Source organism: Stutzerimonas stutzeri, from assembly GCF_019090095.1.
GTDB lineage: Bacteria > Pseudomonadota > Gammaproteobacteria > Pseudomonadales > Pseudomonadaceae > Stutzerimonas > Stutzerimonas stutzeri_AN.
In genome coordinates, this window is record NZ_JAGQFP010000001.1 from 1,328,207 (window position 1) to 1,341,348 (window position 13,142).

General features: G+C 63.0%; 15 protein-coding genes. All 15 read right to left on the reverse strand.

All coding sequences use genetic code 11. The features are described from left to right. On the reverse strand, positions 1–270 hold the full coding sequence (gene fliQ, locus KVO92_RS05725) for a flagellar biosynthesis protein FliQ (protein ID WP_217474657.1): 270 nt from the start codon (positions 268–270) through the stop codon (positions 1–3). 18 nt (positions 271–288) lie between these two features. Next, positions 289–1,065 (reverse strand): flagellar type III secretion system pore protein FliP, encoded by a 777-nt coding sequence (fliP, locus tag KVO92_RS05730; RefSeq protein ID WP_217474658.1) that lies wholly within the window; start codon positions 1,063–1,065, stop codon positions 289–291. Beyond that, positions 1,065–1,487, reverse strand: coding sequence for a flagellar biosynthetic protein FliO (fliO, locus tag KVO92_RS05735; protein ID WP_217474659.1), 423 nt, complete (start codon positions 1,485–1,487; stop codon positions 1,065–1,067). Before fliO ends, fliP begins: the two co-directional genes overlap by 1 nt. 1 nt (position 1,488) lies before the next feature. After that, positions 1,489–1,959, reverse strand: a complete 471-nt coding sequence (fliN, locus tag KVO92_RS05740) for a flagellar motor switch protein FliN (protein WP_217474660.1) — start codon at positions 1,957–1,959, stop codon at positions 1,489–1,491. A gap of 39 nt (positions 1,960–1,998) precedes the next feature. Further along, positions 1,999–2,970: a flagellar motor switch protein FliM gene (gene fliM / locus KVO92_RS05745; RefSeq protein WP_021207730.1), complete on the reverse strand. Its 972-nt coding sequence runs from the start codon at positions 2,968–2,970 to the stop codon at positions 1,999–2,001. Between the two features lie 12 nt (positions 2,971–2,982). Next, a complete protein-coding gene (gene fliL, locus KVO92_RS05750) occupies positions 2,983–3,513 on the reverse strand; it encodes a flagellar basal body-associated protein FliL (RefSeq protein WP_217474661.1) in 531 nt (176 codons plus the stop codon). Positions 3,514–3,847: 334 nt separating this feature from the next. Then, on the reverse strand, positions 3,848–5,077 hold the full coding sequence (locus KVO92_RS05755) for a flagellar hook-length control protein FliK (RefSeq protein WP_217474662.1): 1,230 nt from the start codon (positions 5,075–5,077) through the stop codon (positions 3,848–3,850). 95 nt (positions 5,078–5,172) lie between these two features. Further along, entirely contained in the window at positions 5,173–5,481 is a 309-nt protein-coding gene (locus KVO92_RS05760; RefSeq protein ID WP_217475435.1) for an Hpt domain-containing protein, read from the reverse strand. Positions 5,482–5,559: 78 nt separating this feature from the next. After that, the gene (locus KVO92_RS05765) at positions 5,560–7,266 is read right to left on the reverse strand and encodes an ATP-binding SpoIIE family protein phosphatase (RefSeq protein ID WP_217474663.1); all 1,707 of its coding nucleotides are present in this window, start codon (positions 7,264–7,266) and stop codon (positions 5,560–5,562) included. Then, positions 7,267–7,572, reverse strand: a complete 306-nt coding sequence (locus tag KVO92_RS05770; RefSeq protein ID WP_217474664.1) for an STAS domain-containing protein — start codon at positions 7,570–7,572, stop codon at positions 7,267–7,269. It lies immediately after the preceding gene. A gap of 169 nt (positions 7,573–7,741) precedes the next feature. Then, positions 7,742–8,194, reverse strand: coding sequence for a flagellar export protein FliJ (gene fliJ, locus KVO92_RS05775; protein WP_217474665.1), 453 nt, complete (start codon positions 8,192–8,194; stop codon positions 7,742–7,744). Between the two features lie 3 nt (positions 8,195–8,197). Next, the gene (gene fliI, locus KVO92_RS05780; RefSeq protein WP_217474666.1) at positions 8,198–9,556 is read right to left on the reverse strand and encodes a flagellar protein export ATPase FliI; all 1,359 of its coding nucleotides are present in this window, start codon (positions 9,554–9,556) and stop codon (positions 8,198–8,200) included. Beyond that, positions 9,546–10,322, reverse strand: coding sequence for a flagellar assembly protein FliH (gene fliH, locus KVO92_RS05785; RefSeq protein WP_217474667.1), 777 nt, complete (start codon positions 10,320–10,322; stop codon positions 9,546–9,548). Before fliH ends, fliI begins: the two co-directional genes overlap by 11 nt. A 17-nt stretch (positions 10,323–10,339) precedes the next feature. Further along, positions 10,340–11,359 carry a flagellar motor switch protein FliG gene (gene fliG / locus KVO92_RS05790; RefSeq protein ID WP_217474668.1) on the reverse strand — a complete coding sequence of 340 codons (1,020 nt, stop codon included), beginning with the start codon at positions 11,357–11,359 and terminating at the stop codon, positions 10,340–10,342. Next, entirely contained in the window at positions 11,352–13,136 is a 1,785-nt protein-coding gene (gene fliF / locus KVO92_RS05795; RefSeq protein ID WP_217474669.1) for a flagellar basal-body MS-ring/collar protein FliF, read from the reverse strand. Before fliF ends, fliG begins: the two co-directional genes overlap by 8 nt. Positions 13,137–13,142: the final 6 nt, after the last annotated feature.

Sequence of the window (13,142 nt, forward strand, 5' to 3'; positions counted from 1 at the left end):
TCAGCCGATGATCAACGGAATGTTCTGAATCAGGCCCTGGGTGTACTCCATCAACTCACGCACCAGCCAAGGCCCGGCCCAGATCAGCGTCATCAACATGACCAGCAGACGCGGCAGAAAACTCAGGGTTTGTTCGTTGATCTGCGTCGCCGCCTGAAACATGGCGACCACCAGGCCAACCAGCAGGCTCGGCACGACCAGCACGCCGACAATCATCGCAGTCATCCACAGCGCTTCTCGAAACAGGTCAACGGCAACCTCGGGTGTCATGCGCGTTCCCCCTCAGGACTACAGCGTGCCGAAACTGCTGGCGAGCGTGCCGATGATCAACCCCCAGCCATCCACCAACACGAACAGCATGATCTTGAACGGCAGCGAGATGATCAGCGGTGACAGCATCATCATGCCCATGGCCATCAGCACGCTGGCGACCACCATGTCGATGATCAGAAACGGAATGAAGATCATGAAACCGATCTGGAACGCCGTCTTCAGCTCGGAGGTAACGAAGGCCGGTACCAGGATGGTCAGCGGCGCCGCGTCCGGCGTCTGGATATCGGTGCGCCGCGAGAGGCGTACGAACAGCTCCAGGTCGCTCTCGCGGGTCTGCGCCAGCATGAAGCCTTTGATCGGCACCTCGGCGCGGGCAATCGCGTCGGGCGCGGACAATTGCTCGTTCAGGTAGGGCTGCAAGGCCTCGTTGTTAATGCGCTCGAATACCGGCGCCATGATGAACAAGGTGAGAAATATCGTCAGCCCGACCAGAATCTGGTTCGAGGGCGTCTGTTGCAAACCCAACGCCTGACGCAGGATGGAAAACACAATGATGATCCGAGTGAAGCTGGTCATCAGCATGACGAACGCCGGAATGAAGCTCAGCGCGGTCATGATCAGCAGGATCTGCAGGCTGACCGAGTACTCCTGCTGCCCCTGCGCGTCGGTGCTCAGCGTAATCGCCGGAATCGACAGCGGATTGTCACCCTGGGCGATCAGCGAGCCGGCATCCTGCCCCACCGCGAACGGCGCAGCCAGTACCAGCAGCACCGCCAGCATCAATCGAAGCATCAGGGCTTGTCCTTCTGATCCTTGCCCAGCAGCTCCATCAGGCGCTGGGCGAATTCCGGGTTGGCCGGCTCGGCGTCGGGCAGGTGCACCGGCTCCTTCAGCACGTGCAGCGGCGCGATGCGGCCCGCGCTCAGGCCAAGCAATACCTGTTCGCTACCGACCTGAACCAGGACCAGGCGCTCGCGTGGACCGAGCGCATGACTGGAAATCAGCTTGATCGCCTGATTACCACGCGGGTTGAGCTGCTGCACGCGACGCAGCAACCAGGCCAGCAGGAAGATCAGGCCGATCACCAGCAACAGGCCAAGCAACAGCTTGCTCATCTGCGCGCCCATGCCGGCGCTGCTCATGCTTGTTGCCGCGGGCTCGGCCGCCATTGCCGGCAAAGCCGGCATCAGCGCGAGGAAGGCCAGGGCTCGCATCTCAGCGCAACTTCTTGATGCGTTCGCTCGGACTGATGACGTCAGTCAGGCGAATGCCGAATTTCTCGTTCACCACCACCACCTCGCCGTGGGCGATCAGGGTACCGTTGACCAGCACGTCGAGCGGTTCACCGGCCAGCCGGTCGAGCTCAACCACCGAACCCTGGTTGAGCTGTAGCAGGTTGCGGATGCTGATCTCGGTGCTGCCAACCTCCATTGAGATCGACACCGGAATGTCGAGGATCACATCCAGGTTCGGCCCCTCGAGCCCGGCCGGCACGGCGGCTGATTTCGGGGCGCTGCCGAATTCTTCCAACGGGGCGCGCGGCGGTGCCGGCTTGGTCGCCGGCCCCTGGTTCAACAGGGCGTCGATGTCGTCCTGGTTGGCGTCACCCGCCTCTGCCAGCGCGGACGCCCACTCGTCGGCGAGGGCCTGTTCTTCCGCGGAGGTGTGTTCGTGTTCGTCTGCCATCGTTAATCCTCGACCGGCTGATAATGGGTTAGTGCTGAATCAACGGGGTCGCATGACCGATTCAAGTACCTGCAGGGCCAGATTGCCCTTGTGTGCGCCCAGCTTGACCTTGAACGTGGGCATGCCATTGGCACGCATGATCATGTCTTCTGGCATTTCCACCGGGATGACGTCGCCGGGCTGCATGTTCAGGATGTCGCGCAGCTTGAGCTGGCGGCGCACCACCGTCGAACTGAGGGGTACCTTGACGTCGAGGACGTCCTCACGAAGCGCATTGATCCAGCGCTCGTCCTGATCGCTGACATCCGACTGGAAGCCGGCGTCGAGCATTTCGCGGATCGGCTCGATCATCGAGTACGGCATGGTGACGTGGAAATCGCCACCACCACTTTCCAGCTCGATGTGGAACGTCGACACCACCACCACTTCGCTGGGGCTGACGATATTGGCCAGCGCCGGGTTGACCTCCGAATGCACGTACTCGAAGTTGACGTCGAGTACGGCGTGCCAAGCCTCCTTCAGATCGACGAACGCCTGGTCCAGCACCATCCGCACGACCCGCAGCTCGGTCGGGGTGAATTCCCGACCCTCGATCTTGGCGTGGCGGCCATCGCCACCGAAGAAGTTGTCCACCAGCTTGAACACCAGCTTGGCGTCGAGAATGAACAGCGAAGTGCCGCGCAGCGGCTTGATCTTCACCAGGTTGAGGCTGGTCGGTACGTACAGCGAGTGCACGTACTCGCCGAACTTCATCACCTGCACACCGCCCACCGACACATCGGCCGAGCGGCGCAACAGGTTGAACATGCTGATGCGCGTGTAGCGAGCAAAACGCTCATTGACCATTTCCAGCGTCGGCATGCGGCCGCGGACGATACGGTCCTGGCTGGTCAGGTCGTAGCTTTTGATGCTGCCCGGTTCGGCATCGCTCTCGGTATCGACCAGACCGTCGTCGACCCCGTGCAGGAGCGCATCGATCTCGTCTTGCGAGAGCAGGTCTTGAACAGCCATCTGGAACGACCCCTATTGCAATACGAAGTTGGTGAACAGCACTTGCTCGATCGCAAGCTTGCCGATTTCCTTCTGCGCCAGTTCTTGCACACTAGCGGTCGCCTTTTGCCGAAGCATCTCTTGTCCGACCGGCGTCATCAGCGCGGCGAATTCCTGACTGGAAAACAGCATAACCAATTGATTGCGTAGCAGCGGCATGTGTTCCTTGAGTGCATCGAGCGCGGCCTGGTCACGCGACATAAGGGCCACGCTGACCTGCATGTAGCGTTGACGCCCACCGGCATTGGCGAAGTTGACGATGAATGCCGGCGCCAGCACTTCGTACACGGCCGCCTGCCGCTGTGGTGTCGAACCGGCTGCGGCAGCTTCCTCCTCGTGCGGCTTGGATTCGCCTCGCGACATGAAGTAGAAGGTGCCACCGACCGACAGCCCGACCGCCAGCAGCAAGCCGACCACTATCAGGATGATCAGTTTGAGCTTGCCCTTGCCTTCGCCTGCCGCTGCAGGACTGGCAACGTCCGGAGGTCCTTGTTTCTTAGCCATGCCAAAATTCCGTCATTGCTGATGATCCGCTCGTTTCAATGCGTTACGAGCAACTGCTATGCCAAAGTATCAGTCACGGCGGCCGGGGCCGTAAACGGTTGCCAGGCGCCTGGAAAGGACTTTGCGAACCCATTGTGCGCCCCTTTGGGCTCACGGCGCGTATAAAAAAGCCGGCGTCAGCGGCGGCGACCTCTTGCCGCCACGCTGCGCTCGGCCCTCTCGCTGAAACCCACCGGGCGGCGAGTCGCGGTTCGCTCACCCCCCGTAATCGGACCGCAGGCGCTTACGCATGCTCGCCTTCGGCCCGGCGTCACCCTGGCGGTTCGGCGGCGCCTCAGGCGTAATAGTCCACCAGGCCTCTGTCGCCCCCGGCGCGGCTGCCGCTGATTTCCGTCGTCCCTTGAACGACATCCTCCTCGCCGCCACCCAGGCCACCCGCCGCGCCTCGGCCACGCGACTCGCCCCCACCCTCTCCACGCCAGCCGCGAGACTGGTCGGAAACGTTCACGTTCATGGTCATTCCCTGCTCGGTGAACATGTCACGCAGACGCTGCATCTGCCCTTCCAGCGCATCACGCACGCCGGCATGGGGGCTGACGAAGGTCACCTGGGTCTGGTCCTTGTGCATGTCGATACGGACTTCCATGCGGCCCAGCTCAGCCGGATCCAGTTGGATTTCTGCCGACTTGAGGTTCTGGCTGGAGAGCCACATCACCCGATCGACCACCGCTTCGCTCCAACCCGATTGCTGCATCTGCACCGGCTGCCCGGGCACCATGACCGGCCGCTGCGCCTGCTGCACCTGCTGCTGTTGGGTGATCGCCTCGGTCAACGGATTCAGCCGATTGATCGCCAGCTCCGGCGTACCGGGGCGGCTCTCCTTCGGCGCGTCCAGCTTGTCGAGCACCTCTGCGAACGCTTCTTCCAGAGACGGCTCTTCCGATTCATCGGTCGACAGCTCACCGGCAAGCATGGCCGCCGGTAGCGCATCCTCGACGGCCGTGGCGTCGCCTTCCACACCGCCAAGGACCGACAAGGGGCTGTTCTGCGTGGCGGGCCGCATTTCCGTCACGCCCTGCCCGGAGATAGCTGGCTCGGCTTCGCTGTCCGAGACGTTCAGCGGCAGTTGCATCAAACCCGAGATGAACTCGCCATCGGTCGGTGTCGGCGTCTCCGGCGCGGCATCGTCGATCGGTGCCTGCCCGCCCAAGCCGAACAGCAGCAATGGGTCGAGTTCGGCCTCATCACCTTGCAGCTCGGTATCGATCGTCTCGGATTCGGTGGGCAGCGCTTTGCCGGTCTCGCCCACCGGTGGCTGTTCGTTGCCGTCGGCCTTGGCGGTTTCCTGACTCGGCTGATCGCCAGCCGGCTTGCCGGAGGCGGCCTTTGTCGCGCTCTCCTGGCGCTCGGCGGGCTTTGCCTGACGCTCCTTGGCGTAGACGTTGGCGAAGCTGGAAGCCTCGTCCCTGCTGGGCTGAGAGGCAGATTTAGCGGATGCGTTCGCCGCTTTGGCAGCAGCGGCGGGCGCTTTGATGTTAAGCAATAGATCGGGGGAAACGGCCATGGGTCTTTCCGCTCAGGGTTATGACGTATGCTTGCTCAAGCAAACAACGGGCCATGTAATCGGCTCGCCAGCTGCGGCCGCCAGCACAACGCAAATCAGGCGGGTCCGCCATAGCGCTGGCGTTCGGCGCGGCAGAGAATCCGGACGATGGCGAACTCACGCTCGATTCGTTCGATCAGCTCGGGGGCCTCGTCGAGCCGTGCCAACCGTGCGACGTTCTCCAGCTGGCGACAAAGTTCCGCCAGCAACGAGGCGCCCATGTTGCTGCAGCTGCCCTTGAAGCTGTGCGCCGCCTGACGCAGCGCCTCGGCGTCACGCTGCTGGCAGCTGTTCTGCAACAGGCGTAGCCGTTCTTCGGAATCGGTGAGAAAGGTATCCAGCAAAACCGGGTATTCGGCCTCCATGACATCCTGAAGGGTCGTCAGCACGCGGTTGTCGAGGTGATCGACCACGGATCGGCTCCTGGCTGGAAAGTCGGCGGATTATGCATGACCGGCCCAATGAAACTCCACGTTCAGCAGTTTGCCGTCGGGCTGCCAATAGAACCGGTCGCTCATCTGCCGAATCATGCGTAGGCCCCGCCCGCCCAGGCATTCGGCGTGGTATTGCTTGTTCAACGTACCCTGCACATCGAACCCCGGGCCGCTGTCGCGCACACCGATGCGCAAATATCCCGACGCCCCGTCCGACTTGACGCTCATTTCGATGGATACGAAGCCTTCCTCGAGCTCATCGAGCCGCCGCTGACGCTCCTGGTAATACTGGGCAAAGCCTCGCGCATCGCTTTTCCAAGCCGAATCGAGCAGCAGCACGCCATGCTCGAGCGCATTGGCGTAAAGCTCGGTCAGCACGGCATAGATCGTCCCGGCCCGGTGACGCAGCGGAGCGATCTGCAGCAGCAGCTGCATGGTCATCGGCAAGGGATTGGCCGCACGCAGACTGCTCGGCCGCATATCGAAACCGACCGACCAGTCCCTCGGCCGCAACGGACGCTTGCTGGGTAAGACGATATTCGGCGGTGATTGCCAGCCCAAGGCAGCAGGCTCGACCATACTCACCTCGACGAGGCTTGAGTCGTCAAGCATTTGACCATTGAACGCGAGGAGCGCCTGCTGCAGCTCGTCGAACAGCCTCGAGGGCTCGTCGTTAGCGTCCAGCAATGCCAGCAAACGCTGCTCGCCGAACAGCTCGTCGTCGGCGTTCGTGCTTTCGAGGATGCCGTCCGACATGAGCAGCAGCCGATCGCCGACGGCCAGCGGAAAGGTTTCGAAGCCATCGTCGAATGCGGACGCTTCGAGAATGCCGAGCGGCAGATGCCTGGATGTCAGCGCGACACGGCCTGTGCCATTGTCCTTGAGCAGATAACCGTCCGGCAGGCCGCCGTTCCACACCCGCAGCGCGCCTTGTCTGAGGTTGATGTCCAGCAGGGTGGCGCAGCAGAACATCTCGACCGGCAGGATCAGCTTCAGCTTGGCGTTGATCTCGCGCAGGATCTCGTTGCTGGTATAGCCCTTGGCGGTCATCCCGTAGAAGGTCTCGGCCAGCGGCATTGCCCCGACCGCCGCTGGCAGCCCGTGACCGGTGAAGTCCCCCAGCAATACGAACATGCGGCCGGCAGGCGCTTCGGCCGCCAGCAGCAGATCGCCGTTGAACAGCGCCCGAGGCGACTGGCGGTAGCGAATGTTGGGCGCATCCAGGCAACCGGCATGCGCCACCTTGTCGAAGATGCTCTTGGCTGCCCGCTGCTCGTCGAGCAGTTGCAGGTTGCGCCGGGCGATCAGGTCGCGCTGCTCCAGCACCGTGGCCTGCAGGCGGCGCAGGCGGTGCATCGCCTGGATTTTCGCCTCGAGAATGATCGGGTTGTATGGCTTGGCGATAAAGTCGTCACCGCCGGCTTCGAGGCAGCGCACCAGCGCCTCGTTCTCAGTCAGCGATGTGAGGAAGATGATCGGCACCAGCTCATTGCCGGCCAACCCCTTGATGCGTCGCGCGGCCTCGAAGCCATCCATGACCGGCATCAGCGCATCCATCAACACCAGTTGCGGCCGTTCGAGCTCGAATTGCCGTACCGCTTCGGCGCCGTTGGCCGCAGTGATCACCCGGTGCCCTTGGCGCCCGACGATGGCCGTCAGGAGCATGCGATCGGCCGCGCCATCCTCGGCGATGAGTATGGAGAGCCGACGAGGCATTCAGGCGATCGCGAACAGATGTTCGAAGTTGGAAATCGAAAGCACCTTTCGGACATCGGGGTTGCAGTTGATCAGCCGAATGTCGGCCTTGTCGCTGCCGCCGTGATCCCGCAGCAGCAGCAACATGCCCAGGGCGGAGCTGTCCAGGTAGGTCGCTCCGCCGAGATCGACCACATACCGCCGAGGCGAGCCGCCAGCCCCTTGGTACGCATCGCGAAAGGCCTGATGGGTGTTGAAATCGAAGCGCCCCTGGATGGTAATCGTCAGCTCCTGTCCATCTGCCGATAGCTGTGAACTGATGGTCATGTAGCACTCCTGATCCAAACCGAATGACGTGGTGGCCGTACTGGCTAAAGGGCTGTTGGCGAATCGTCGTGAGGCGCCTGGCCCGGGGCATCTGCGCGTTCAGTGACCAGCCGCGCCATAGCGAGCGAGCTGATGAAGATGTAGCACCCAACGCACCGCTCAGCAAGCGTCATTCCTGTTTGGGTCGCCCGGCCAGCCGCTGGGAAAACTCATCGAGGATCTTCTGCTCGCGCTTGTCGGCCGCCGTTCGGGCTTCCTGCAGATAACGCTCGACCAGCTTGCGCAAGCCATCGAGGCGCGCCCGCCGCTGTTGCCATTGCTCGCGCACCTTGTCGAGATTGTTGCGGTGCCAATCGACGCTACGTTGCTGCTGGGCAATCGCCGACTCGAGCTGGGAGAGGAAACGCTGATAATTCATCAGCCATTGGCCGGAGACGCCCTGACTGCCCTGGCTCAGCCACTGCTGCTGGTAATCGGAGAAATATTGCCGCAGCTCGCCAAGTTTGCTCTCAGCCTGGGACAGCTGCGCCTGCCCCTGACCGAAGAGCTTGGCCGACTCGCGCTCGGCACGCTCGGCCAGGTCGATCACCGGCGCCAGACGCGCAGCACGACTGCTCGGCAAGGGTTAGCTCGCTGCCTTGGGATTGAACACGGCGGTCAGCAAAGCCTCGCTCTGCGCCAGATGCTCGGCTTCGTTCAGGCTCTGCCGCAGGTAGCGCACCATCTCCGCCTGACGCGCAATAGCCAGGTCGGTCTCCGGATCGCCACCCGGCACATAGGCACCGACGCTGATCAGGTCACGACTCTGCTGATAACGCGACCAGAGCTGCTTGAAGCGTTGCGAATGACGCACATGCTCGGCGCTGACCACTTGCGGCATGACCCGGCTGATGGAGGCTTCGATGTCGATGGCCGGGTAATGGCCCTCCTCGGCCAGCCGCCGCGACAGCACGATGTGGCCGTCGAGCACCCCGCGCGCTGCATCGGCGATCGGGTCCTGCTGGTCGTCGCCCTCGGACAGTACCGTGTAGAACGCGGTGATCGAGCCGCCGCCCGCCTCCGCATTACCGGCGCGCTCCACCAGGCTCGGCAGCTTGGCGAACACCGACGGCGGATAGCCCTTGGTCGCCGGCGGCTCGCCGATGGCCAGGGCGATTTCGCGCTGGGCCTGGGCGAAACGGGTCAGCGAATCCATCAGCAGCAGGACGTTCTTGCCCTTGTCGCGGAAGTATTCGGCGATGCGCGTGCAGTACATGGCGGCCCGCAAGCGCATCAGCGGCGCGTCGTCGGCTGGCGAGGCGACCACCACCGAACGCTTGATGCTCTCTTCGGTGAGGATGTTCTCAATGAACTCCTTGACCTCGCGGCCCCGCTCGCCGATCAGCCCGACCACGATGATGTCGGCCTCGGTGAAGCGCGTCATCATGCCGAGCAGCACCGATTTACCCACACCGGTGCCGGCGAACAGGCCCAGGCGCTGGCCACGACCGACAGTGAGCAGTCCATTGATGCTGCGAATGCCGACGTCCAGCGGCTCGCTGATCGGGTGGCGCTTGAGCGGGTTGATGACCGGGCCGTCCATCGGTACCCAGTCTTCGGCTTTCATGCCGCCCTTGCCGTCCAGGGCGCGGCCGGCGCCGTCTAGCACCCGACCGAGCATCGAGGTGCCCATGGGCAGGCGTCCGGTGTTGGCCAGCGGCACGACGCGCGCACCCGGGGCAATACCGGCCAGGCTACCGACCGGCATCAGGTAGAGTTTGCCGCTGGCGAAGCCCATGACCTCGGCTTCCACCTGGGTCGGGTGGTAGCTGTCTTCGTTGATCACCAGGCAGCGACTGCCGACTGCGGCACGCAGCCCCTCGGCTTCGAGCGTCAGCCCGACCATACGCAACAACCGACCCTCGAGGATCGGTTGGCTGGGGAGCTTGATCGCCTCGCCGTAGGTTTCGAAGCGCTTGGCGAAACTGGTTCGTTCAAGGCGCATCGGGGTCGTCCAGATCCAGGTGCAGATCGGCTTCGGGCGGGCTGGTGGCGTTTTCCCGCTGCTGCTCGAACAGCTGGCTGATGGCCTGGCCCAGGCGTGTCTCGATGCTCGCGTCGATGCGGCTCTGTTCGGTCTCGATGCGACAGCCACCGGGCATCAGGTCACTGTCTTCGATGATCTTCCAGGTCTCTTCGTGCCGCTCGCGCAGCGCTTTGACCATCTCGAAATCCTGCGGATTGATATGGATGCGCACGTTGCTGGCGCCCATGGGCAACAACTTGAGCGCCTCGCGCAGCACCTGACGAATCTGGCTGGAGTCGATCAACAGATCACGCTGGATCACTTCACGCGCCAGTTGGCTGACCAGGGTGACCATCGCGTGTTCGAGGTTGCGATCCTGATCGGCGATGGGTTCGAGCAACTGCCCCATCAGCTTTTCAAGGCTGGCGAGCTTGGGCGCCAGCGTCGCGTCGGCTTCCTGACGGGCCTTGAGCTGGCCGGCATGAAAGCCGTCTTTCTCCCCGGTGCTGAAGCCTTCGTTGTAGGCCTCCTGGCGAATCGCCTCGAGCTCGTCGAGCGTCAGCGGTTTGACTTCTTCAACCGGCACATCTTCGCTGCGCGACAGCTCCTGCTCGGCCGTGGGCTCGTCCGACACCTCTGGCTCCGGCAGCTCGGCGCCGTGCGGATCGAAACTCGGCAGCGCCCAGCGATCGAACACATTGACGTCCTTCGCGCGGATCACATCGCTTGGGTTTTCCTTGGACATTCGCTCTCAGTGCCTTGCTAGACCATTTCTTCGCCGCCCTTGCCGCCGAGCACGATCTCTCCGGCTTCGGCCATGCGGCGAGCGATGGTAAGGATTTCCTTCTGGGCGCCTTCGACTTCGCTGATGCGCACCGGCCCCTTGGCTTCGAGGTCGTCACGCAGCAACTCGCCAGCGCGCTTGGACATGTTCTTGAAGATCTTTTCCTTGATGGCTTCATCGGCACCTTTGAGCGCCAGCACCAGGACGTCGGAGGATACTTCACGCAGCAGCACCTGAATGCCCCGATCGTCGACATCGGCGAGGTTGTCGAAGACGAACATCAGGTCCTCGATCTGCGCGGAGAGGTCTTCGTCCACGTCGCGGATGGCGTCCATCAGCTGGCCTTCGACCGAACTGTCGAGGAAGTTCATGATATCGGCCGCGCGCTTGACGCCGCCCAGCGTTGCGCGAGTGGTATTGGCGTTGCCGGAGAACTGCTTCTCCAGAATCAGGTTCAGCTCCTTCAGCGCCGCCGGTTGCACGGTATTGAGCGAGGACACGCGCAATACGATATCGAGGCGCACCTTGTGGTCGAAGTGCGACAGCACCTCGCCCGCCTGGTCCGGATCGAGATAGGCGACCACGATCGCCTGGATCTGCGGGTGCTCGTAGCGGATCACGTCGGCCACGGCGCGTGGCTCCATCCACTTCAGACTGTCCAGCCCGCTGGTGTTGCCGCCCAGCAGGATCCGGTCGATCAGGCCGCCCGCCTTGTCCTCGCCCAGTGCCTGGGTGAGCATCTTGCGAATGTAGCCGTCGGAGCCGACGCCGAGGCTGGTCTGGTCGCCGACGATCTCGACGAACTCGCCCATCACCTGTTCGATCTGGTTTTTCTGCACATTACGCAGTTGCGCCATCGCCGTGCCGACTTTCTGGACCTCTTTCGGCCCCAGATGCCGCAGTACCTGCGCGGCGTCGGCCTCACCCAGCGAGAGCAAGAGAATCGCGGCTTTGTCGACCTTGTTCAGCTTGTTGGCAGGAACTCGAGCATCACTCATCTGCGTTGATCCAATCTTTGACGACCTGAGCCACCCGGCCCGGATCCTCTGCTACCAGATTCTTGATGGCATTCAATTGCGCATCGTACCCCTCGGTCGGGCTCGGCAGCATGATGCTCTGCGGCCCACTCAGGCTGACCCGGTCGTTGGACAGGCCACCCTCTATACCCTCGATATCGCCCAGCTCGGCGTCGCCGGCCGGCTGCAATTCCTTACCCTTGCCCGCGTTGGTCAGGTTGTTCAGCACAGGCCGCAGCACACCGAACACCAGCACCAGGATGAACAGCACCCCGAGTACCTGTTTGACGATATCCCAGAACCAGGGTTGCGAGTAGAACGGGATATCGACGAACGCATCGTCCAGCGAATCGGTGGCGAACGGCGCGTTGATTACGCTGACGCTGTCACCACGGCTGGCGTCGAAGCCAACGGCGTCCTGCACCAGGCGAGTCAGACGCGCCAATTCTTCGGCGCTACGCGGTACTCGCGTGGCCTGCCCTTCTGCCGATACCGTCACTTGATCGTCGAGTACCACGGCCACCGACAGGCGGCGCAGGCGACCCTGCTGTTGTTTGGTGTGGCTGATCGAACGATCCAGCTCGTAGTTGCGCGTAGCCTGCTCACGCTTGTCCGCCGGGAAAGGCGCCAGCATCGGTTGGCCAGTTGCCGGATCCATGATCTGCTGGCCATTGGCGTCCAGCAGCGGCTGGCCCGGGGCCACGGCACCCGCGGCAGCGGCTTGCCCGGCCTTGGCGTTTTCCGGCGCGCTTGCCGGGCCCGGCGGTTGGTTGCTCAGTGCACCCGGAACGCCCTGCGGCCCGAGGCTGCTCTGGCGCTGTTCGCTGACGCTCTGCTCGCTGCGCAGCGCCGGCTGATCAGGGTTGAAGGTCTCCGAGGTGGACTCCACGGCGCTGAAATCGACGTCGGCCGAGACTTCCGCCTTGTAGCGACCGCTGCCCAGCACCGGCTGCAGAATGTTGTGCACGCGCTGGGTGTAGAGGCTCTCCATGCGGCGGCTGTAGTCGAACTGCTTGCCGGCCATGCTCAGCTCGGTCAGCTCCTGCTGATCGGACAGCAGATTGCCCTTCTGATCGACCACAGTGATCTGCGACTTGGTCAGCTCGGGCACGCTGGTGGCAACCAGGTTGATGATCGCCATCACCTGGCTCGGCTCGAGGCTGCGGCCGGGGTAGAGTTCGACCAGTACCGAGGCGGTAGGCTTGCGCTCGTCGCGCACGAACACCGAGCTCTTCGGGATTGCCAGGTGCACGCGAGCGCCCTTGACGTTGTTCAGGCTGGAAATGGTACGGGCCAGTTCGCCTTCGAGGCCGCGACGATAGCGGGTCGCCTCCATGAATTGACTGGTGCCGAGGCCCTGATCCTTGTCCAGGATCTCGAAACCGATGTTGCTGTCGGTCGGCGCGATGCCGGCGCTGGCCAGTTTCAGACGGGCACGGGCGAGATCATCGGCCTTGACCAGCAAGGCGCCAGAATTAGGCTCGACGGTGTAGGAAATGTCCGCGGCAGCGAGGGTCTCCATCACCTGGTTGGCATCCATCCCGGCGAGGCTGCCAAGCAACGGGCGATAGTCCGGTTGCTGCGACCAGAGCACCACGGCAAAGCCAATGGCCACGCTCGCCGCCAGACCGACCAGCAGGCCGATCTGCCGCAGCATCGACATCTCGGAAAGGTTTTCCAGAAACGACAGGCCCAGGAACGGCTTCTTCGGGGCGTCCGAATCGACCGGTACGGGTACTTTGCTAAGCGCTTCAGCCATTATTCA